Origin of the sequence: Siphonobacter sp. BAB-5405, assembly GCF_002872335.1 — a bacterium.
GTDB lineage: Bacteria > Bacteroidota > Bacteroidia > Cytophagales > Spirosomataceae > Siphonobacter.
The window spans coordinates 41,118-62,614 of sequence record NZ_NJAG01000044.1 but is presented as its reverse complement, the minus strand read 5'-3'; the positions used below and the strand labels follow the sequence as shown (position 1 = coordinate 62,614).

13 protein-coding genes and 1 pseudogene are annotated in these 21,497 nt (G+C 51.6%); 1 reads left to right on the top strand and 13 read right to left on the bottom strand.

Translation table 11 applies throughout. From position 1 onward, the window contains the following. Nucleotide 1: 1 nt before the first annotated feature. The 3 genes and pseudogenes from BWI97_RS22280 to BWI97_RS22270 all read right to left on the bottom strand — a co-directional run bounded on the left by BWI97_RS22280 (nt 2) and on the right by BWI97_RS22270 (nt 6,142). Nucleotides 2-3,131, bottom strand: a pseudogene (locus BWI97_RS22280) (SusC/RagA family TonB-linked outer membrane protein). Between the two features lie 602 nt (nt 3,132-3,733). Beyond that, complete coding sequence (locus tag BWI97_RS22275; RefSeq protein ID WP_102202866.1) at nt 3,734-5,464, bottom strand: sensor histidine kinase; 1,731 nt, start codon at nt 5,462-5,464, stop codon at nt 3,734-3,736. A gap of 42 nt (nt 5,465-5,506) precedes the next feature. After that, nucleotides 5,507-6,142, bottom strand: a complete 636-nt coding sequence (locus BWI97_RS22270; protein ID WP_094814722.1) for a response regulator transcription factor — start codon at nt 6,140-6,142, stop codon at nt 5,507-5,509. Between the two features lie 322 nt (nt 6,143-6,464). Here BWI97_RS22270 and BWI97_RS22265 point away from each other — a divergent pair, with 322 nt between their 5' ends. Then, nucleotides 6,465-7,652: a substrate-binding domain-containing protein gene (locus BWI97_RS22265; RefSeq protein ID WP_102202865.1), complete on the top strand. Its 1,188-nt coding sequence runs from the start codon at nt 6,465-6,467 to the stop codon at nt 7,650-7,652. A gap of 335 nt (nt 7,653-7,987) precedes the next feature. Here the strand turns inward: BWI97_RS22265 and BWI97_RS22260 are convergent, their stop codons facing one another. The 10 genes from BWI97_RS22260 to BWI97_RS22215 form a co-directional block, all read right to left on the bottom strand. Further along, entirely contained in the window at nt 7,988-9,946 is a 1,959-nt protein-coding gene (locus tag BWI97_RS22260) for a sialate O-acetylesterase (RefSeq protein WP_102202864.1), read from the bottom strand. A gap of 11 nt (nt 9,947-9,957) precedes the next feature. After that, nucleotides 9,958-11,316 (bottom strand): glycoside hydrolase family 140 protein, encoded by a 1,359-nt coding sequence (locus BWI97_RS22255; RefSeq protein ID WP_102202863.1) that lies wholly within the window; start codon nt 11,314-11,316, stop codon nt 9,958-9,960. A 79-nt stretch (nt 11,317-11,395) separates the two neighbouring features. After that, nucleotides 11,396-12,292: a sugar phosphate isomerase/epimerase gene (locus BWI97_RS22250; RefSeq protein WP_102202862.1), complete on the bottom strand. Its 897-nt coding sequence runs from the start codon at nt 12,290-12,292 to the stop codon at nt 11,396-11,398. A gap of 18 nt (nt 12,293-12,310) precedes the next feature. Then, nucleotides 12,311-13,204, bottom strand: a complete 894-nt coding sequence (locus BWI97_RS22245; RefSeq protein WP_102202861.1) for a phytanoyl-CoA dioxygenase family protein — start codon at nt 13,202-13,204, stop codon at nt 12,311-12,313. Between the two features lie 16 nt (nt 13,205-13,220). Next, on the bottom strand, nt 13,221-14,381 hold the full coding sequence (locus BWI97_RS22240; RefSeq protein WP_102202860.1) for a Gfo/Idh/MocA family protein: 1,161 nt from the start codon (nt 14,379-14,381) through the stop codon (nt 13,221-13,223). A gap of 3 nt (nt 14,382-14,384) precedes the next feature. Further along, complete coding sequence (locus BWI97_RS22235) at nt 14,385-15,242, bottom strand: sugar phosphate isomerase/epimerase (protein WP_102202859.1); 858 nt, start codon at nt 15,240-15,242, stop codon at nt 14,385-14,387. 168 nt (nt 15,243-15,410) lie between these two features. Next, complete coding sequence (locus BWI97_RS22230; RefSeq protein ID WP_102202858.1) at nt 15,411-16,676, bottom strand: RagB/SusD family nutrient uptake outer membrane protein; 1,266 nt, start codon at nt 16,674-16,676, stop codon at nt 15,411-15,413. Further along, on the bottom strand, nt 16,616-17,095 hold the full coding sequence (locus tag BWI97_RS22225) for a RagB/SusD family nutrient uptake outer membrane protein (RefSeq protein WP_102202857.1): 480 nt from the start codon (nt 17,093-17,095) through the stop codon (nt 16,616-16,618). Before BWI97_RS22225 ends, BWI97_RS22230 begins: the two co-directional genes overlap by 61 nt. Nucleotides 17,096-17,219: 124 nt before the next feature. Then, entirely contained in the window at nt 17,220-20,303 is a 3,084-nt protein-coding gene (locus tag BWI97_RS22220; RefSeq protein ID WP_199182061.1) for a TonB-dependent receptor, read from the bottom strand. Between the two features lie 53 nt (nt 20,304-20,356). Next, nucleotides 20,357-21,364 (bottom strand): glycoside hydrolase family 5 protein, encoded by a 1,008-nt coding sequence (locus tag BWI97_RS22215; protein ID WP_102202856.1) that lies wholly within the window; start codon nt 21,362-21,364, stop codon nt 20,357-20,359. Nucleotides 21,365-21,497: the final 133 nt, after the last annotated feature.

Below are 21,497 nucleotides of genomic sequence, written 5' to 3'. Positions count from 1 at the left end.
CTTAGAATTGCAGGTTCGCTCCCAGGGTAAAGGTCCGGGGGTTGGGATAATGGCCCATATCCACATTCATGAGCTTGATGCTATTATTAAAGGCTCCGATTTCCGGATCGTAGCCAGAATAGCGGGTAAAGGTTTTCAGGTTTTGCACCGAACCGTAAATCCGCAGGTTGCTTACTTTGATTTTACTCAGGAAAGCGGTCGGCAACCGATACCCCAGCGTAATGTTCTGAATCCGGGCGTATGAAGCATCTTCCACGTAGCGATCCGACATGGCGATGTTGTTTTTGTTCGTCACCGTGAAGCGAGGTAAGGAACCGTTCGGGTTGCTTTCCGTGTAGCGATCATTCACCGTACGCATCTGATTCGACCAGGCACTGTTCAAACCTTCCAGTTGCCAGCGAAGGAAGTTGAAGGCTTTTGCTCCCTGACTTCCCTGCAGGAAAATCGACAGATCGATTCCCTTGTACGTGAATGAGTTAGTCAAACCCCAGGTGAACTTGGGCAGCGGACTACCAATGAAAGTCATATCGCCCGCGTCGATTTTCTTGTCGCCGTTGATATCCTTAAAGCGAATGTCACCCAGCCAGGTTTCGTTCTGGTTCACCTTGTAGCCAAACTGCGGCAGGCTGTTATCCAGATCAGACTGGTTACGGAACAGTCCATCCGTTACCAAACCCCAGAAGGAACCCACAGGGCGTCCGGGCGTGGTATGCGTCACGAGGTAGTTGTTATAGTATACCTTTCCGTCGAGGGCCGAAGCGGCACTGGCGGCCTTGTCGTAAGTGTTGGTAAACTGCGTCAGTACGGCGTTGGTTTTCCAGGTAAAATTGTCGTTGCGGATGTTGGTTGAGGTAATGCCCAGATCCACGCCCGTATTCGTCATTTGTCCGGCATTACCCAGCGGAGCTTTCAGGTCATCCCACTGATCCCCTACACCAATCAGGTTCGGACCCGTCAGGAAGATAATCATGTCGGACGTTACCTTTTTATAGGCATCGATGGTTGCGTCGATGCGGCCGTTCAGGAAGCCGATGTCCAGACCCACGTTGGTCGTTTTCACCGATTCCCATTTCAGGTTCGGGTTCGGAATTCCGTTGATCATGTTGGACGTACCAAAGCCCACGGGTCCGGAGAAAAACTGTACCGCTCCCACGTAGGCGGGGTTTGGAGCTCCACCGGGGAAGTTCTGATTACCCACGGCTCCGTAACCGACCCGCAGTTTCAGGTGATTGACGACTTTGGCCATGGCTCCTTTGGCGAAGGATTCGTTCGAGATGGTCCAGCCCGCCGATACGCCCGGGAAATTCCCCCAGCGATTGTTCGGACCGAAGTTAGAGGAACCGTCTGCCCGGAAACTGGCCGAGATGGAGTACCGGTCACCGTAGGTATMAKTCGCCGGCGAAGTACGATTCCATCGCCCAGTGTCCCTTACCGCCGCCTAAACCCCAGGTCGTCTGGTCGGAACTGCCCGTATTGAGGTCAAAAATATCGGCCTGTAAATCCACTTTTGAACCCGAAATAGACTGGTAATACGACGACTGAGCCTGATGACCGACCGTCAGCTGAATACCATGTTTGCCAATGTATTTGTTGTAATTCAGGTAATTGGTGAGGGAGTAATAGTAGCTGTCCGAACGCGAATCGATGAGTTTGCTGCGGAAGGAAGTACCGCCCACGTTACCCGCTTTCTGAAACGCCACGTTGTTATCCTGACCGAGCGAGTAGGATACTTCATTCCGTAAACTCAAATCTTTCATCAACTGAATTTCCGCGTACAGGCTACCGAAAACCGTGTTGGTCGTTTTGGTATTGCCCCGGAACTGGCTGTTGCCGACCAGGTTGGCGTTGTTGTACTGCACCCCGCCAATGGTTTGACCACCACCCCAGCTACCGTCCAGGTTTTTCACCGGAATTAGCGGGCTGGTCGAAGCTCCCCACCAGATGGTACCTTCGGCGGCATCGGCTAGCGACACGTTCTGAATACTCCGCGAAACGTTGGCACTTAAGCCGACTTTAGCCCAGCTTTTTAACTGATTGTCCAGACTGAAACGGGTGGAATATCGCTTGAAGTCCGAACCTAGCAGGATGCCTTTGTTGTCGAAATAGTTTAGCGAAAAGTAGTACGTCGTTTTTTCGCGACCGCCCGAGAAGCTCAGCTGATGGTTCTGAATCTTACCCCGCTGAAACATGGCTTCCTGCCAATCCGTACCTTTGCCGAGAATGGAAGGATCGCGAAATTCGTCGGAAACGGGATTGCCGATGATGGGCAGTACCTCATTCTGATACCGGGCAAAATCTCGCAAATCCATCAGATCCAGCCGTTTGGCCACTTCGGATACGCCAGTGTACATTTCGTAGTTGATTTTTCCCTCGCCCGACTTTCCTTTTTTCGTGGTTACCAGAATAACGCCGTTAGCCGCCTGGGAGCCGTAAATGGCCTGAGCGGAGGCATCTTTCAGTACGTCAATGGATTCAATATCGTTGGGGTTCAGCATGGCCATGACGCTATTACCCGTCTGACCGTCACCGCCCCCCAGCCCGGCATAACCAGAACTGGCGGATGTATTTCCGTTTACGAAGGGAACGCCGTCGATCACGAATAGGGGGTCATTACTGTTGATGGACGTGACGCCACGTACCTTCACCGATACGCCGCCACCGGGCTGGCCGCCGTTGCTGGTTACCGTAACCCCGGCCGCTTTTCCCTGCAGGAGCTGATCGACACCCGCCGCTGGAATGTCTTTCAACTCCGTAGCTTTAATGGTCGTGATGGAAGAGGTAACGTCCGAGCGTTTGGCCGTTCCGTAACCGATAACAACGACTTCATCAAAATTGCGGTCGTTGGACTGGAGGGTGATGCTGAGGTCGGTTTTCGTCCCCAGCTCTATGTCCTGGTTTTGCATGCCTACGTACGAAACCGTTAAGGCCTTGGCATCTGCGGGTACATTGATCGTGAAGCGACCATTCACATCGGTGGTGGTACCCAGTTGCAGACCCTTGACGTAGACGGAAGCTCCGGGCAGCGTGGTACCCTGAACATCCGAAACGACGCCGCGGATGGTTCGCTGCTGAGCGAAGGCACTCAGACAAGCCCCTATCCAGAGAAATAGAAACAATACTTGTTTGATCATGAGAAATTGAATTAGGAAAGCGACTGTAGTAGAGAGTTTAGAGCGTATGCGTCCAGCATACCCGTAGAGGACAGGTACGAGAAGTGTTTCGGAACACCCGAATACACGCACAAAAGCCCGGAAATCAGTTAGCTAACGCAGGAGTAGGTAGACATGGAAAACGGGGTTAGAGGGGTAGAAATGGGTGCATATGTTTTTTTTGAGATAGATATTTTTCTTTTACGTGCGTTTTTCATCCCGCTAAGAGGGCTAGTCATTTAGTCCGTATGCATTGCGGGGCCCAATTTTAAGCCGTCCATGAAGTTATTCAACTGACTTTTAACGATTTACAACTACTAACTAACAATCATAAACTAATGACTTCTGTCAGAAGATGAAAACCCTTCCCGCCTGTGAGCAGCGGAACGACCTACGACAGCCGCAACGCGGTGGCCCAGCGTAGGCTGTCGTTAGGCGTGGAGATGCTCACAGGCTAACGAACAGCGTGTTAACAGGACCAAACCCAGTCTAGGTGAATAACGCAAGTCTTAAAAGAACAAGCTTTCACAAAGCATTGGTTAATGCCTAGGGGACCAAACCTAGTCTGGACATACAATTACAACCTAAGTTGCACTTGATTTAAGCGGTAGCGAAATCATAACTGACGTTCCTTTCCCCGCTTCGCTCTGCCACATCACCTGCCCACCGAGGTAATCTATACGTGATTGAATATTGGTGATGCCGTTACCCGTTCGGGAGGGTTCCGCAAACCCGCGTCCATCGTCGTCCACACTGATCAGAGCCGTGTCTTCGCTGATCATCATCTGCAAGGTAATGGTACTCGCATCGGCGTGTTTTAGAGCATTGTTCATCAATTCCTGAATCACCCGGTACAGCATCACCGAAGCTTCATCGCTCAAGACGGGGGTTTCACCATAGTGCTCAAAAATTACATTCGTTTGATTGACCAGATTCAGCTTTTGCGTTAAATCTTCCAATGCCGGAATCAATCCAAAGGTTGATAAGGCATAGGGGCGTAAATCGTTGGAAATCAATCGTGTCTCTGTACACGCTTCATCCAGAAACTGGTTCAGCGGCTCCCGTACTGACGCGGGCAAGGCTTCCTGATGAGCCTCCACAAACAGCTTGATCCGCGAAAGCTGAATTCCCAGTCCGTCGTGCAGATCGCGGGCAATGCGGCTCCGTTCGCCCTCCTGCCCCTCCATCATGGCCCGTAGCGATTTCAGTTCCAGCTCCCGAATTTGCTGCTGGGCAATCACGGCCTGTTGCTGGGCAATAAGTTTTTGCTGACGTCGCATATAAATTAGCGTCCCCACGCCCACAATACTGATAAACAGTCCGATCACCAGCATGGAATTGATCGTACGCTGATGCTGACTTTGCTCCTTGACCAACGCCTTTTCCACCGCTAGCGTCTTAATCTGACTATCCAACTCCTGCAAGCGAATGCTTTTTGTCTGCTCCGAATAATAGAACTCCTGGGTGTAGGCCAGTGATTGCAATAAGGATTCGTACGCCTCCTTATACGTATCCTGATGGGCATAACTTTCCGCAGCGTGTCGCGTCAGCTCCCGCAACATGGAAACATTATTTACGGAATCAGCAATGCGATAACTTTTCTGATAATACTGAATGGCCGCCTTCGGTCGATCTTTAAACTGTTCGGTAATGCCCAGGTAAAAAAGGTTCAGGGCAATCAGCCAGCTAATGTTCTGCTCCCGGGCCATCTTCAGGCTGCGGGTTGCAAAGTACCGGGCCGAGTCGGGTTGTTTGGTTCGGGAATACGTCGTAGCCAGTAAGTTCAGGGCATAGGCTTGAAAATAGGCTTGTTTGGTTTGCTCGCTCAGTCGTTCCGTCCGGCGTAACTCGGTAAACAGTGCTTTCGGAATCGGTTCCTTATTTTGGATGATATTGGCCAAATCCAGGTGACACTCAATAATTTTGGTGATATTCTTCGTTCGCTCAAAAAAACGCAGGGCTCGTTTCAGGTACTGTTCCGCGTGATTTTGCATGAAATAATCATGCGTATAGTAATCACCGATCAAAATATGTACATTGTAATATCCTACAGAATCTCCTACCCGGTGGTAGTACTTCAGGCTGTTAAAATACGCTTCGATGGTATACTGATTGTAACCGTACTGTTGGTGGTACAAGCTCCCAATGCGTTCACTAACCTGAGCAGCAGCTTTCCAGTGTTGCCGCTCCACCAGTGCCCGAACCCGCTGGTTCAAACTGTCGATCACGGGTGTTTCGGCCAGTGCCCAGACCTTCGCTACAGGGCCTAGTAAAGTGACCCAAGCCAGTAAGAACGTTACCCGAAACGATTTCATTTGCGTTAATAAAGCGGCTTCAACACTTCTATTTTTCGTATATCAATCAATATACTGCATTTCCATCGCCGTTTTAATCAGCAACGCCGTATTGGGCACCTCAAACTTAAGCAATAAGCTACTTCGGTGAAACTCAACCGCTTTAACGCTGACAAACAGCTGGGTAGCCATTTGTTGAGTCGTCAGTCCCTGAGCAATGAGAGCCAGTACTTCCGACTCGCGGGGGGTCAGGTTCAGGCGTGCACTGCCGGCTTTTCGGGTCTTGCCGTTGGTCAGTAAAATCTGGGTAATGGTATCGTTAAAGTATTGCTTTCCCTGGTACACGCGTTCAATCGCTTCGAGCAATTCCAACTTGGTTGTGTTTTTTAAGAGGTATCCCCGGGCTCCTTTCTTGACTACTCGCTTGATCAGGCTGGCATCATCGTGCATCGTCAGTGCAATCACCTGACACGCTGGATACTGTCGCGTAATGGCTTCGCATAGACTCAGTCCGTCTTCGATTTGGGGAAAAGAAATATCCAGTAAAACCACATCCACGGCGGTCGTTTCGAGTCGCTCCAGCACTGAAGCACTGGTGTAGCACCGTTCCGTAACCTGAATGTTGGCGGAACCCGAAATCAAAGATTCAATTCCCTCAACAAATACGTTGTGATCATCCGCAATTAACACCCGTATCATTGCTTTAGTGGCCTTGGGTTGAGGTACAGGCGAAAACTCCCGGGACGGAGGCAGTGTTAAGGGCATGGGCCATTATGAAATAATTGTTTATTAGGTTAAGTTTTTCAGGGTACTATTGATAGCAAGCGTTGTTGTCACTGAGCCTCCCATCAATAGAAATTTGTTCAGCAAAATAGGATTAATTAGATATACGTCGATTAGGGAAAACCCTTTATTGGAAAAATCTAGGGTATACCCTAGGGCTGGCCTTTTGTAAAGCTTCGATTGAAGCTGGTAGTTTTATTCGAATGAAGCGGATCGAGTCTCGTACAAGAAATATTTCATGATTCTAAAACGCCTTGGTCTGCATCTGGTATCCGTATTCACAAACCTCGAAATTAATGGATTAAACCTGAAAGCTTCCCATCATCCTAAGCCAGAATGTATTAACTTTGATAAAAATCTTCAGCGTATCAAACACAAGGATAAACAGATCGGAATCAAGGATATCGCCCGGCACGCCAATGTTTCTATTGGCCCTGTTGATCGCGTACTACACAATCGCGGTGGCGTATCCCAGGAAACGCGGGAACGTATTCTCAAGGCCATTGAAGAGCTGAACTACCAGCCTAACCTGTTGGCCAGTCGCCTGAAATCTACGAAAGAATACGTGGTGGCGGTACTGCTTCCGCAGGCTACCAAAGAAATTCCTTTCTGGCATGATCACATCCTAGGCGTTGAACAGGCGGAAAAAGAAATCCGGCAACTGGAAGTCACGACCAAGGTGTTTTTTTTCGATCAGAATAGCGAAGATTCCTTTCGGGAGCGGGTTAACGAAATCATGGCCGATACGGTTGACGGCGTCTTTATGGTACCCGTATTTTACGAGGAAGCCATTCGTTTGCTCCGGCACTGTCAGAAGGGTCAGATACCCTGCCTGTTGTTTGATACGAATTTGCCGGATGAGAAAGGGGTCCGCTACATCGGACAAAACGCTTACGATAGTGGCTATCTGGCTGCCGAACTGCTTTCCTATTGCATCCCTCCCGACGGTACGATTCTGTTAGCCAATATCGTACAGGAACACGACAACCACCTGCAGTTCACCAAACGGGAAGAGGGCTTCCTGGCTTTTTTTCGGGAAACTTCCCCACAAACCGAGATCGTTAAGTTCGAATCCCGCCGCGGTATATCGGAGGAAATCGCCCAGCAATTGGCTGATGTAATCCGGCAGACGCCAAACCTGAACGGTATATTTACGATCAACGGTGTTCAACACGTGGCTCAGGTGCTTGAACAAAAAGCATTTACAGGTTACCGACTCATCGGCTACGACGTTATTCCAGAAACGATCCATTACCTGGAAAATGGTACGATTCACTTTCTGATCAGTCAGCAACCCAAAATGCAGGCTTACGAAGGAATCAAGCTTTTATCCCAAAGTATTTTGCTGAAGAAAGACTTACCGGAAAGTTATTATCTGCCGATTGATGTGGTGATGAAGTCGAATTTGAAGTATCATGTGAAGTAAGATTTCTTTCTTTTACTTCTTTTCAGTAAAGCTAGTTTTTTTAGCCTGAATTCATTCCGTAGAGAAATCTTCCAATCCTGAACCACTGATGGTTAACTCTCCTAGTTGGATCAAAATCACGTCCCGCAGGCACGGCTGGTCATTTAGTCCGTATGCATCCCATGCCGGCACGCCCGCTGCTCACCTCCTCTTGCTCAAGGCCACTGCATTGCCAAGGCGGTAGGTAGCTTGAGCCCCAGAATGGAATTCCGACATGGAATGTGATAGGACGGGTATGGTTTTATGTCGTCCGTGCCGAATTTCTAATAACCAGCAACTCAAAACAAACAACCAATCTACCGCTCATACTTTCGCTTTTCCGTCACTCCTGGCCATTGGTCGGTGCGGAAGGAGTTTAGGGGGAGGCCTTCAGTATTGAAGACGTTGGCTTCGATGGGAGCGTCGGACCAGGCGTAACGAACGGCCTGGGGTTGGGGAACGCTGGGATGAGACACTTCGATGGTATTGCCTTTGATCTGAGCCTGGGCATAGTGGAAGACCCGGTCGGTTCCGGCGATCTCGAAGCCTTTGACGTAACCGTATTTGTCTTTTACAACCAGCCCTTGATCGGCGAATTTAAAACGAAGTACGGCTTTATTTTCCTGAAACTGCACGGTATCCAGCATGGGCGAGCTGTAGGCCATCGGTTGCCCGTACTCAAAATGGAGGGCCTGTATTGCCAGTCGATGCCCTACGTCCTGCTTGTTGATGGGGTGAATGTCGGTGGCATTACCAATGTCCGTCGTAACGGCCATTCCGGTTTTCGGTAATTGTAACGTCATCGTCTGGGCTTCCCGTAGCTCTGCCCAGGCACTTCCCTGGTTGCTGCTCTGATCGGTGCCAAAGCTCGAAAGTTGTACGAAGTAGAAGGGCAACGTTTCACACCAGCGTTGCCGCCAGTCGTTGATCAGCAGGGGAAAACTCCGGCGGTACTGATACGCCCGATCGGCGTTGTTTTCACCCTGATACCACAAAACACCCCGAATACCAAACGGAATCAGCGGGGCCAGTTTGGTATTATAAACCGTCGTCGGTAAGCGGTTCAGCATGGGTACAAACCCGTGCGGTTCGGCCAGGGAAGGCATGATTTTCCAGTCGGTAACCAAACTGATTTTGTCGGTTTCACTGGCTACGTACAGGTGTTGAAGGGTACCCAGTAAGCCCAGCCCAAACCATTCGGGATTCGTCCGCTTCTGAAGTTTCATCACGAGCTGATTCGCTCCTGGTTTCCAGGCATTTGTGGGTAATTTGATTTCCCGAATGCCTTTTACAACGCCCTCCGCAATTTTTTTGCCGTTGAGGTACACTTCCGTCGGACTGTCATTATCGGCCAACACCAGCGTAGTCGGTTGACTGGCCATTGCGGCGGGTATCTGGACGATCCGGCCCATATAACCATTGCCTTTGAAAGCAAACAGTCCCCGGTAGTACCATTGTCCAATCGGATCATACAGCGGAACCCACTTCGAAAAGTCTACGTCAGAACCGAGGAATTTCTGTTCATCCGCCATCGTAGGAACGTAGGTAGCACGGCCATAAAATTTCTGCCGGAAGTTCCGTTCACTCAGCGAATCCGCTTCGGCCCAGGTAGCGGGCAGGCGTTGGGCATTTTCCCGAAGTTCCGAATCCGAAAGCAAGGCTTCCTTACTGATCCAGCCCTCGATGTCGGAACCACCCCAGGACGAATGCAAGAGCCCAATGGGTACCTTCAGCTTCTGATAAACTTCCCGAGCGAAAAAAAAGCCAACCGCCGTAAAGCCGCCCACCGTCTGGGGTGAACAGACCTGCCACTCACCCGTTTTTAAATCCGTGTGCGGCCTTAGATCCAGCTCATTGGCTACCCGGAAATGGCGAATCTGCGGGTAGTTGGCGTCTTTTCGTTCGGTTTCATACTGCTGGGCACGGTCTACCGACCATTCCATATTCGACTGCCCCGAGCAAAGCCATACTTCCCCCAGCAACACGTCGCTGATGGACGTGTTACCCGATTTGGCGGAAACGCGTAGTTCATACGGTCCGCCCGCTTCCATCGCCGGAAAGCGTACCATCCATTTGCCCTTGGCGTCTGCTTTAGCCGTTTGGGTCCTGCCCGCCAGTATCACTGTCACTTTCTCCTTCGGCTGAGCCCAGCCCCATACGGGAATGGGTTTCTGCCGTTGCAGGACTACGTGATCAGCAAACAGGCGAGCCAGCCGTACCTGACCTGAAACGGGCAGGCTTAGTAGCCCCAGTAAGCAAAGGAGAAGCTTTTTCATTCCAAATGTATTTACAAAGAACGGAACGACCGCGAAGCGTCATCCAGTACCAGCACCCAATCCTGATCATTGCCCTGACTGGGAGGGGTAAAGGTCTGAATACCGGCATTAGGCAGCGAACCCGCTTTCTGAGCCTTGCCGGTTCGGGGATTGTACCAGGACGCTTTTACTTCTTTACCGGAAATGATACCCATTTGTACCTGAAAGGGTTGTCCCGAAGAAGAATAGACAAAGGCGTAATCGCTGCCCCGCGTGGCCTGAATCCGTTTTTTGGGATCGTTGGAATTCGTACCGGGAACCAAGGTTTGATCCGGAATTCGATCCAGATACGGACGCGACTCCATCAGCTTGCGAACGTAGGGCATCGTCCGGGCAGCAGGCAGGTCGAGCGATTCGTACCAGGGCTTAGTGGGATCAATGTAGCCTTTACGACCCGGTACGTACATTTGCCAGATGTTGTTGCAACCGTAGGTAAAGCCATGAGCCCCGGCAAAGAGGCTTTGGTACGCTTTCCGGCGTACGTCGTTCGGATCGGCGTAACCGTTTTTTTTCAGGTCGAAACACACCGGAATTTCTTCGTACAAGGGTTCACCGTCCATCGTAGGCTTTACGGGTGCCAGCCGGTAATCCTGCGAAATCTGTTCCCATACCTTGCTGTCCGCACAATGTCCCGTCTGGAATAGATTGAAATCCAGCCAGTCGTCGGTGTGAAACCAGGTGGAAGAACTCGTCTGCGGATGGAACGTCATCAAGGCCTTGTCCGCCCCGCCTACGCCTTCCGTCACGCCTTTCGCCAAAGTCCGCCAGACTTCCACGTCCGCCGACCCTTTCCGGGGATTGCGGTCACCGCCGATCACCCAAATGATGTTTTTGCGATGTTTATAGCGTTCGCCGAGGTATTTGCCGTAAGCGTAGATTGATTTCTCGTTGAAAATTTCCGGCCCGATGCCCCACTTGTCTTTATGCAGTTTATCGCCCCAGGTTGGCAGCAAGGCTACGTGCAAACCCATCCGGTCCGCCTGCTTCAGGATGTAATCCACATGAGCGAAATAGGCCTCATTCGGCTGGCTCGGATCGGTATTCTGAAAAGGAACCTGTCCGTAAGCATTGGGATCCCGTAGGCCATCGTGCTCGGCCAGTACTACGGCCTGAATCACGGTAAAGCCTTTTTTCTTCCGGTTTTTCAGGTACTTTTTAGCATCCGCCCGGTCGAGTCGGTGGAACAGCTCCCAGGCTGTATCGCCCAGGTAAAAGAAGGGTTTCCCACTTTGGTACACCAGGAAACGCTTGTTGTCACTCACGCGTAAGTCCGTTTGGGCGTGAGCGAGCAGGGAGAGAAAGAAGAAGGCAAATAGAAAACGAAAACGCATAAGTCAGGATGCCGAAGCAGATGGTACTAAAACTAAAAAACTTCCCAAAACGCTAAAAGTTTCGGGAAGTTAAAAAGGCTTACTGGTAGGTTTTAAGCGTAGCGGTATCTCCCCAGGATTTAAGAATTTTCTGGAGTCCGTCCATATTCAGCCGAAGGCCCACTTCCGCATCTGGTGCCGTATCTTCATTGATGATCCCGATGGGTCCGCGGTATTTGCTTTGCTGGACGATTCGCATCATCCCGGCTTCAGCGTCGCCCTGCCCGATGGGTACGACCTTCACGGGATTTCCCTTTTTCAGTCCCGCCAGATTCAGGGCCATCAGGTGCGGAAGCATTTTCGGGAAGAAAACCGGGAACCGTTCGATGTGTTCTTCCGCGTGGTGGAAGTTATACACGATTCCGAGGTTGGGCTTTTTGAGGTACTCAATGATTTTCAACTGATTTTCGGGTTCGCCAAACCAGCCGCCGTGGTTGTACAATCCAACCGTACAGCCCAGCTCCGCGGCCCGGTCGGCAATGTACTGAACGGGCCGGGCAACGGCTTTGATCTTTTCTTCCTCGCTCATGGCGTCCAGACCTTTAATGCCGCCAATCATGCACCAGATCTGCATTTTCGCTTTCTGCCGTTTCAGGACGTCAAACACGGCCTGTAAGCCCTTGTCCTCTTCCGGATTGGGTCCGGAGTACAGCCAGAAAGCTTCAAACTTGATATTATTTTTCCGGCAGGCCTCAAACTCTTCGTCGAAGGTCGGGATGTGTTTTTCCCGCCAATCGTAGGCGAGTTTGGTAATGCCCAGCTGGTTGAGCATTTCGGCCCGTTCGACCGGACCCCGGTTTTTGGTGTCAAAAGGCACAATACACCAGGCCACCAGATTGTCGCGGGCATAGATACTTTTCGCTTTTCGCTGAGCCGTTACGGATTTAGCAGATAGAAAGAGCAGGGCCAGAAGCGGGAAGAAAAGAAAACGTTTCATAGGAAAATCAATACGCCCTTACACGGCGAGTTCATTAGGAAAATTGTATGACCACTTCCAGGTCTGACTCATGTCGGGATACTGGCGACGGCATTCGAGGTACTCTTCCATCATGCGTCGCATCGTCGGACTGAGCGTGTCGAGGTACTGGGGCGTCAGCAAATCGCCGTTGAGCAGGTAAAAATGCCAGGTCGGCGGGAAGTTTGCACTGTGGTAACCCATGTGTAAGGTCCGACGGGGAATCTTCATTTTTTCCGTGAAACCCCGGTGAATCAGGTTGTTGTTGTACAAAACCGCCTGACCCGCTTTCAAAGGCACAGGAATGCCGCCGGGCATTTCAACCCCCACGGGGGCGTAATGTTTCGATCCCCGAAAGGCTTCGTCTTCTTCCGGCGTATTGGGCCGGTTGTGACTGCCGGGTACAACCCAAAGCGAGTTTTCATCTACCAGCGGCAGGTTAATCTGTACGCTGTTGTGAAAACGTTCGGGCGAGAACAGCCAGTCTTCAATCTCGTTCTGCGGAATCTGGATGATGTCGCGGTGCCAGCCCAGCGAGTACTGCGTCCCTTCATTCGCAGCCAGAATCGAGGCGTTATTGACAATCAGATTCGGCCCGAGCAGCTCTTCCACCGTCTTCAGAATCACGGGGTGATGAAAGGCGTGGTGAATCGACTCCGTACCCGGCTTGGTAAGCAGGTGGAAGTAGTACTGCCGGGCCTCTTTGCCAAAGTCCTTGATTTCATCCCCTAAGTGCTGAAAGGATGAACTACGCTTCTCTGTATCAGCCGATTGAATTTTTGGACTGATCAAGGCATCCATCACTTCGCGGAAATCATCGATTTCCTGTGGTGTCAATACATCGACGATTACAAAGCCGTCGCGTTCAAATTTTTCTTTGTTAGAGGATTCCATAGTACTAGGGTTTGGTTTAACTGATAATCACTTGCTGGTGCCTTTCGGCGGAGGTAAGTCCGGCCTCGAGTACCCGAAGAATCTTCAGGCCATCCGAGAAATTGGGTGTAATGGTTTGTTTGGTTTCAATCGCGTCAATAAAATCCACCACGGCGTGCACGAAGGCGTGTTCGTAGCCGATGATGTGCCCGGCGGGCCACCAGTGCTGCATGTAGGGATGCGAGCCGTCGGTCGCCAGAATGGTCCGGAAACCCTGGTACCCTTCGGCGTCTTCGCGGGAGTAGTACTGCAATTCGTTCATCCGTTCCAGATCGAACAGCAGACTGCCCTTACTACCGTAGATTTCAAACGTCAGCCCGTTTTTCTTACCCGTCGCAAACCGCGTGGCTTCGAACGAACCGATGGCTCCGCTGGTAAACTGAACGAGCATCAGGGCGGCGTCTTCGACCGTCACCTCTCCCTTGGCCTCACCCTTGCTTTCGGCTTTAAGATTGCCCGAAGTCGATTCATCGGCCAGCGGACGTTCCTTGATGAAGTTGGTCGTCAGGGCCGAAACCGTCGCGATGTCGCCTACCAGAAAATGAGCCAGATCCACTGCGTGCGAGTTCAAATCCCACTGGGGTCCGGCCTGAGCGGTTTCTTTGCGGAGTTGCCAGGTGAGCGGAAAACTGGGGTCTACAATCCAGTCCTGCTGATAGGCACACCGCCAGTGAAAAATCCGGCCAATTTTGCCTTCGTCGATCATGCGTTTGGCCAGAGCAACGGCGGGCGTACGGCGGTAGTTGTGGTTGAGGTAATGGACAACTTTGTGGTCTTCGCATACCTTCAGCATCTCTTCCGCCTGCTGGCTACTCATCGCCAGCGGTTTTTCGCAGAAAATGTGTTTGCCTTCCTTCGCCGCCGCTAAAGCCACTTCGTAGTGCAGTTGCTGGGGCAGAGCAATGTCAATAATATCGATGTCGGGACGGACGACGAGTTTCTTCCAGTCCGTCTCCGTTTCCTGCCATCCCCACTGTTGGGCAAATTCCCTGAGGGAAGCTTCGTGCCGTCCGCAGGCGACTTTCAGGACCGGTTGAGCCGATACATCAAAAAATAACGGTGCTTTTTTCCAGGCGTTGCTGTGGGCCTTGCCCATGAACTTGGTACCGACGATACCGACGTTGAGTTGTTTTTCCATGCGTTAGAGCGTTTTAGTCAGTGAACGGAGAGCCTGTATGCTTTGTTTGACGACTTCTTCTTCCCGGTCGGTATAATCGGGGTGCAGAAAATCGACCTCCACTGCCAGGAAGCCCTGGTAGTTATGCTGACTTAAAAGCTCGGCGAGGCGTTCGTTCGGAATCAGGCCCTCGCCCGTGGGTACGCAGGAAAAGAAATACCACTCGTTAACGGGCACGCCTTTGACCGGTTTCAGGTCTTTGATGTGCGTGGCAAATACGTACGGGGCCAGTTTTTCCATCGCCTGGATGGGATCATCGAGCACCCGCAGGAAATTTCCGGAATCGAAATTCACGCCAAAATACGGCGAGTTCACGCCCTGAATCAGTTGCAGAATTTCGTCTGAATTGTAATCAATGTGGTTTTCAACGGCCAGTTTCACACCGTATCGCTCGGCTATTTTTGTGGCTTCGGAAAACATTCGGGTCAGCTTTTCGAGTTGCGGACCGTGCGGCTCAAAGCGGTACATCAGACTACTGCCTACGACTCGCATCACCGGGGCTCCAATCTGCTGGGCGTATTCGATGTGCTCGATCATCTCCTCAAACGCCCGCTCGTTCTTGCCGCCTTCCAGCCCGTCGGGATGTCCCCAGGCGTACACACGGTCAAGGCCCGTGCGGTCGAGATGGGCTTTTATACCCTCGAGATACGCCTTGTCGAATTTGGGGATGAAGCACGATTCGAGGGATACCCCGTCAATGCCCAGCGTTTCCGTTTTCGTCAGAAAATCTTCAAACGTCAGGATTTTGTCGGGCTGATTTTGTCCGGCGTATACTTCGCCAAACAGGCGGTGGTAACAGTAGCTGTCGATGCCAACTTTCATAGAACGTTGATTAGTGGTTTAGGTACTCTTTTTCGCAAATAGCTGAAAAAATACCAGCTCGACCCAGAGAAATCAGGAATTTGAGTAGGGCGGCGTCAACACTGGTCCGGTTGGCGGTCTTGGACCAGTCCTATTCCCGAAGGAATTACGACTCCACCCTACTGAAACTTACCAGCCCGGATTGTTTTCATTGATGGCCGTATTTCCGTTGATTTCATTCAGCGGCAGCGGCAACAACAAATGTTTCTCCTGACGACGTTTGATGATGTTATTGGCGTCAATATCAATGGCATTCATGACTTGCAGGTAGATGCCCCAGCGGCGAATATCCCAGGCCCGGTGTCCTTCCAGGGCCAGTTCGCGTTGACGTTCCTGCAGGATGAACGAACGCAGTTGCTGCTGATTGAGGTTGGCGGCATTGCTGGCTCCACTGCGACGACGTACCTTGTTGAGAGCCTCGTAGGCATCAGCCGTCGGACCGTTGACTTCGTTTTCGGCTTCGGCAAAAATTAGTAAGGTTTCGGCGTACCGCAGGAACGGAAAGGGCATATCCGAACGCTGTACCGTCCGGTCAGAGACCTGAGCGTACTTGCTCAGCTTGGCCGTATGAAACTGGTCGGCGGAATAAACGTCCGTAGGCTGGTAACCTTCCGCCGTGGGTACAGTCCCACTGTTTTTCACTTTCAGACTGTCTTTAGCGGGGTAGTAATGCCAGGCGGCGTTACTGAACATCCGCCAGCGGTGCTGTACGCCTTCGGTAATTCGCTGGTCTTTTTCCTCGAAGAGTTCGTACCAGTGGTCCGACATGGCGTACAGGGCCCCGTCGATGGAACCGTTCGCCATCAGATACCCTACGTAATGGTACGACAGGAAGTTACCGAAAATCTCCGATCCCGTGATGGCGTTCATCTGCCAGAGGTGCTCGCCCTTGTTGCGGTTGCCAATAGCCCAGGTATCCATGTACCGCGGGAACAGATCGATGGGTGAACCGGCTTTTTGCATGTCAATTACTTCCTTGGCTTTATCGCGGGCCAGTTTGAAGTACTGAGCGGCGTCAAAGGATTCGTGACCCGCTACCACGCTCTTGGTGTAGGTAGTGGCCGTCGGCTGGATGCGACGCACGACGCCGTTGACCGTCTCCCGTTGCCGACCACCGAGTACGGTGACCTGGGCTCCCTTTAGGGCTCCGGAAGCCATCGTTACGTAGACTTTGGCCAGTAAGGTTTTAGCCGCTTCCTGACTCAGCCGACCCGTTTCGTAGCGGGCGTTGGTGCGGGTGTACAGCATCGTCTCGGCCATTTTCAGGTTTTCGATGATGTGGGCGTACACGTCAGGTACGGAGGCCCGGGGCTGGTTCGTGTTTTCGCCTTCGGTTACGGATTTTTTGAAGATGGGGATGGTCCGTACGCCCGAACGAGCATATAATACGCCCATCCCTTCAGGAAGTACAACTGGCCGAGGGCGTTGTTTTTCGAAGCGTCGTCAATGGTGATCTGGCTGACTTTCGTGATGGCGAAATTACAGCGTTCGATCAGGGTATAAGGTCCACCCCAGAAGGTGTTGATGTCGGAGGTAGACTGGAAGTTCCCCGCTCCCATCGCCTGGAATGCGTAATCCTTGCCGGTTACATCGTCGGCGTCCACTTCCAGCGGACGGTTATAGACGGCATACTGAAAAAAGGAGCCGCTGTTCAAGGTATTCAGTACGCCATTGACCCAGAGCTTGGCGTCAGCTTCGGTAGTCGTTCCCACCTGATCGGGACCGACGAAATCATACGGCGTTTCTTTCAAAGCATCCTTGCAGGACGTGCTGGCCAGTACCAGGGCTACTAATGCTATATGTATCTTTTTCATAGAAAGTTCGGAGGATTAAAAGGAAGCTTTGAAGCCCAGCGTAATGGTTCGGTTGTTGGGATACGAGTTCATATCCACGCCCCGGCGGGAGGCATCGCCCCCGAAGGAGTTCACGTCGGGATCGTCACCAGCTGTACTTCGAGAAGGTCAGCAGGTTACCCAGACTGCCGTATACATTCAGTGATTCGACGTATTTCACCGGCGTCTTGAAGGTATACCCCAGGTTGACCGTTTTCAGTCGCAGGTAAGAAGCGTCCTCCAGATAGCGATCCGAGAATAACATCACCCGTACCTGCGAGGCATCGGCCCGGGGCCATTTGGCATCGGCTTTGTTGTCTTCCGTCCAGCGGGTATCGTAGGCCCACTGTGGTACGTTGCCCAACTGGTTCATCCGTACTTTCAGCAGGTTGGTGTTGACGATATTACCCCCCTGTACGCCCTGGAAGAAGATACTGAGGTTGAAGCCTTTGTAGGAAAAGTTGTTCGTAAAACCGTAGGTAAAATCCGGGTTGGTATTACCGATGATCGTACGGTCGGTACTCTCGCTGATACTGGCCGGATTGTTATCCATGTTTTTGTACTTGATCTCGCCCAGTTTCGAACGAAGCTGCGTTTCCGACCAGTTGGCAAACTGTGGATCGGCCCGTACTTCGGCAATGTCGTCGTAGTAGCCGTCCTCTACCAGTCCGTAGATCGTGCCGATGGGGTATCCATTCCGCTGGATGAAGATGTTGTCGTAGGAGTAGTACAACCGCTGAGCAAACTGGTCGGCGGGCAGATCCATGATCTTGTTCCGGTTGAAGGAAATATTGGCGTTCAAATCCCACTTGAAGGAATTCTGCTGCACCAGTGTTCCCACCGCCGTAATTTCCAAGCCTTTGTTTTCCACCGTTCCGTAATTGGTCAGCATGGTATTGAAGCCATTACTGGGAGCAATCTGGATGGTTTGGAGCAGGTCTTTCGTATGCTTCTTGTACAGATCGACGGTTACATTGAAACGGTTGTTCATGAAACCAAAATCAACGCCGAAGTCATACTGCGTGGTCGTTTCCCATTTGATGTTTGGATCAACCAGACCGCGACCGTTATCCACCGCAAAACCACTCTGTTCGGATCCACCAAAAGGTACGTTGGCAATGGTTGTGGCGTAGATGCTGCCGTAAGGACCGATCCCCTGATTACCCGTTTGTCCGACACTCGTCCGCACTTTCAGCGTCGAGAATACACCCAGGTTCCGGATGAATTCTTCTTCACCCGCGTTCCAGGCCAGAGCGAAGGAGGCAAAGTTGGCCCACTTGTTGCGGATGGCGAATTTGCTGGAACCATCGCGGCGGAAGGAAGCCGTGAAGAGGTATTTGCCGTCGTAGCTATAGTTCACCCGACCCAGTACCGACATCAGAGCGTTGTCGTTCCGACCGTTTTGCAAGGGCGAAGGACGCAGACCCGCCCGAAGGTTAAAGTTTTTGGTAAGGTCCGTCGGGAAACCCGTGGCCGACATCGTTTTGTACTCGGAAACGCCTTTTTCGTAGGTATAAGCCGCTACAGCGTTAATGTTGTGCTTCGTACCGAACGTTTTGATGTAGGTCAGAATCGACTCCATCGTCAACTGCGAGTAGTTATTATCGCTCACCATGCCGAAGCCATTGACGGGCGTGCGGCCTTCGTTCAGATCGCGTCCGTAATAAATTTCCCGCGAGTTGAGGTTGTAGTTATACCCCATCCGTTGCCGGAAATTCAGGGCGGGCGTAAAGTTCAGTTGAGCAAACGCCGTGGTGTACACGCGGGTCGAGTACGTAAAATCACGGGCCGACTGCGTGGTTTTGTACGGATTGGCCAGATTGGACGTATTGATCAGCGATTCCCGGAAGGCCGAGTTCGGATCGTTCACCGGGTACGTAGACGGGAAAAAAATCGTCGAACTGATCAAACTGGGCTGAGCTCCGGACGTATTGGTTTTTCCTAATTGATAGGTCGTGTAGGCAATGTTGTTGCTCGTACCGATCGTCAGCAACTTCCCAATTTTGCGTTCGAGGTTGAATTGCAGACTGTACCGTTTGAAACCGGAGTTGAGCAATACCCCCTGCTGATCCAGGTAATTTCCCGAAATCAGGTACGTGCCGCGATCATTTCCACCCGAAACCGACAGCGTGTAATCCTGCGTAACGGCGGGGCGGAATACTTCATCCTGCCAGTTGGTACCTTTGAAACCAGCCGGATACTGGGTGCCTTCGGGTAAACCATCCCGGTAGTCTTCCGGTCCGGGCAGGTACGTATTTTCACCCAATACCGGGTCGCGGCCAATTTTCCCCGGAAAAGGTACTTCCAACGTCGTGCCGATGTACTTACTAGCGTTGGCGTAAGCTTCGTTCTGAAACAGTGCGTACTGATAGCCATTCAGCATCGGAATGCGTTTCGATACCCGGCCCAGACTCAGGTTGGTGGTGAATTCTACGCGGTCTTTTCCGGCTTTGCCTTTCTTCGTCGTAATCAGCACAACCCCGTTGGCTCCCCGCGAACCGTAAATGGCGGTGGCGGAGGCATCCTTGAGTACTTCGATGCTCTCGATGTCCTGCGGGTTCATGTTGGCCAGTACGTTGATGGTTTGCATGGAACCTTCGGCTCCGGCGGGCGTAGCGGCGGAGGTGAACGGAATACCGTCGATGACGTACAGCGGTTCGCTACCCGTGAAAGAGTTGGCTCCGCGAATGGTCATGCTGATGCCACCACCCGGAGCACCGTCGCCTTTATTGACGTTCACGCCCGCAATTTGTCCCTGTAAACTTTGGTTGACGCTTACGGGAATGTTGCGTAACAAATCCTGTCCTTTTACGGTCGATACCGAACCGGTAAGGTCCCGGCGGTTCACTTGCCCGTAGCCAATAACAACGACTTCATTGAGTTTTTTGTCGTCTGATTCCAACTCAACGTCCAGTGTTGTACGTCCCGCCAGAGCTATTTCCTGCGGCGTGTAGCCAACAAAAGAAAAAATCAGTGTAGCGTTGGCATCGGGTACGGAGATGCTGTACACCCCCACGGCATTGGTGACCGTTCCCGAGGTCGTTCCTTTGACCAGGATACTGACGCCCGGAAGTACTTCGCCCGTGTCTTTGGCCCGAGCCACGCCTTTGACGGTGGTAGTCTGAGTCCAGCCTTCTGAGGTCACCGCCAGGCACAAGAAAGCTAGCAACAATAGATAGTATTGTTTCATAGATATTAGGTTTAAAATGAACGGGTAACAAGTAGTATGCGTGGGAGTCAGAATTAAAGCGTTGGGTATTTTTCCAGTATTTTCATTTGTGGGCGATCGGCACCCTGCCGGGGGCTTACGGCGAGCGTGTAGTCTCCCCACCAGGGGCCTGCGGCCCAGTAGGTACCGCTCACCTGGTTTTCGCGGAGATACGCCAGGAACTGATCGAGGGTTTCGAGCCAGCGAGGGTCCGTATCCGGCACGCCGTATTCACCGACAAGTCCCTGAAAGTGATTCGCTTTCAGCCAGTTGACAAAGGGTTTTACCCGCTCGATTCCTTTCTGAGCCGAAGCTTCTTCTGTTGGGTAATCGTGTTTGTACGTTCCCGAACCGTCTTTATCGAAATACACGTGAGCTTCGAAAATCAGGTGTCGGGAAGGATCTTTCAGGTACTTGAGCGTATCACTGGCCCGTAACCAGCGTTCGCCCGAACTCCACTGATCGCCACCCACGAGAATGGCGGTTTTGGTATCCGTTTTCCGAATCTGCGTAATGCAGTGCTGGGCGATGGAAAACCAGGGCGTATCCGCTCGCAGATCGTGCGGTTCGTTCATCAGACCATAACCCCAAATGTTTGAGTATGACCGACAGGCCTTAGCCAGTTTTTGCCAGAGATCGCCGATGTGTTGGATAGAAACTCTTTCAGAACCAATCAGATATTCAGTCCCATCCATCTGCCGGCGACCGTAATTATGCAAATCCAGAATAACCCAGAGTTTTCGTTGCTGGGCCTGCTTGATGACCTGTTTGATACGGGAAAGCTCCCGGGCATCGAGTGGTCCGTTTAACTTGGGCTGAATTCGCTCCCATTTAAACGGTAACCGAATCAGGGTCAATCCTTTGGCTTTGAAATAATCCAGCTCGGAAGGCCGGGGGTACGTATAGGTTTTGTCGAATTCTCCCGGCATCGTGGACCCAAAATCCGCTCCGGCCAAATTCACACCATACGCTACGGGTTTTTTCTGACTGTACGCAGACCAGCTAGCCAACGCCAAACACACGCCTAGTAAAGCTTTACGCATACGAGGTTTATTGAATGAAATAGATTTAGAGGTAGTGTACTACACTTAATAACTTTATTGTCTATACGTCATCATTTTACAGGCTTTAATCGAAGGCTGTGAAGGGATCGTACATCCGGAATTCTCGAAAATA

Bases quoted from the DNA above. Each gene is read 5' to 3' on its own strand.
- BWI97_RS22275 (WP_102202866.1), bottom strand. From the start codon at position 5,464: ATGAAATCGTTTCGGGTAACGTTCTTACTGGCTTGGGTCACTTTACTA.
- BWI97_RS22270 (WP_094814722.1), bottom strand. From the start codon at position 6,142: ATGATACGGGTGTTAATTGCGGATGATCACAACGTATTTGTTGAGGGA.
- BWI97_RS22265 (WP_102202865.1), top strand. From the start codon at position 6,465: ATGATTCTAAAACGCCTTGGTCTGCATCTGGTATCCGTATTCACAAAC.
- BWI97_RS22260 (WP_102202864.1), bottom strand. From the start codon at position 9,946: ATGAAAAAGCTTCTCCTTTGCTTACTGGGGCTACTAAGCCTGCCCGTT.
- BWI97_RS22255 (WP_102202863.1), bottom strand. From the start codon at position 11,316: ATGCGTTTTCGTTTTCTATTTGCCTTCTTCTTTCTCTCCCTGCTCGCT.
- BWI97_RS22250 (WP_102202862.1), bottom strand. From the start codon at position 12,292: ATGAAACGTTTTCTTTTCTTCCCGCTTCTGGCCCTGCTCTTTCTATCT.
- BWI97_RS22245 (WP_102202861.1), bottom strand. From the start codon at position 13,204: ATGGAATCCTCTAACAAAGAAAAATTTGAACGCGACGGCTTTGTAATC.
- BWI97_RS22240 (WP_102202860.1), bottom strand. From the start codon at position 14,381: ATGGAAAAACAACTCAACGTCGGTATCGTCGGTACCAAGTTCATGGGC.
- BWI97_RS22235 (WP_102202859.1), bottom strand. From the start codon at position 15,242: ATGAAAGTTGGCATCGACAGCTACTGTTACCACCGCCTGTTTGGCGAA.
- BWI97_RS22230 (WP_102202858.1), bottom strand. From the start codon at position 16,676: ATGGGCGTATTATATGCTCGTTCGGGCGTACGGACCATCCCCATCTTC.
- BWI97_RS22225 (WP_102202857.1), bottom strand. From the start codon at position 17,095: ATGAAAAAGATACATATAGCATTAGTAGCCCTGGTACTGGCCAGCACG.
- BWI97_RS22220 (WP_199182061.1), bottom strand. From the start codon at position 20,303: ATGAAACAATACTATCTATTGTTGCTAGCTTTCTTGTGCCTGGCGGTG.
- BWI97_RS22215 (WP_102202856.1), bottom strand. From the start codon at position 21,364: ATGCGTAAAGCTTTACTAGGCGTGTGTTTGGCGTTGGCTAGCTGGTCT.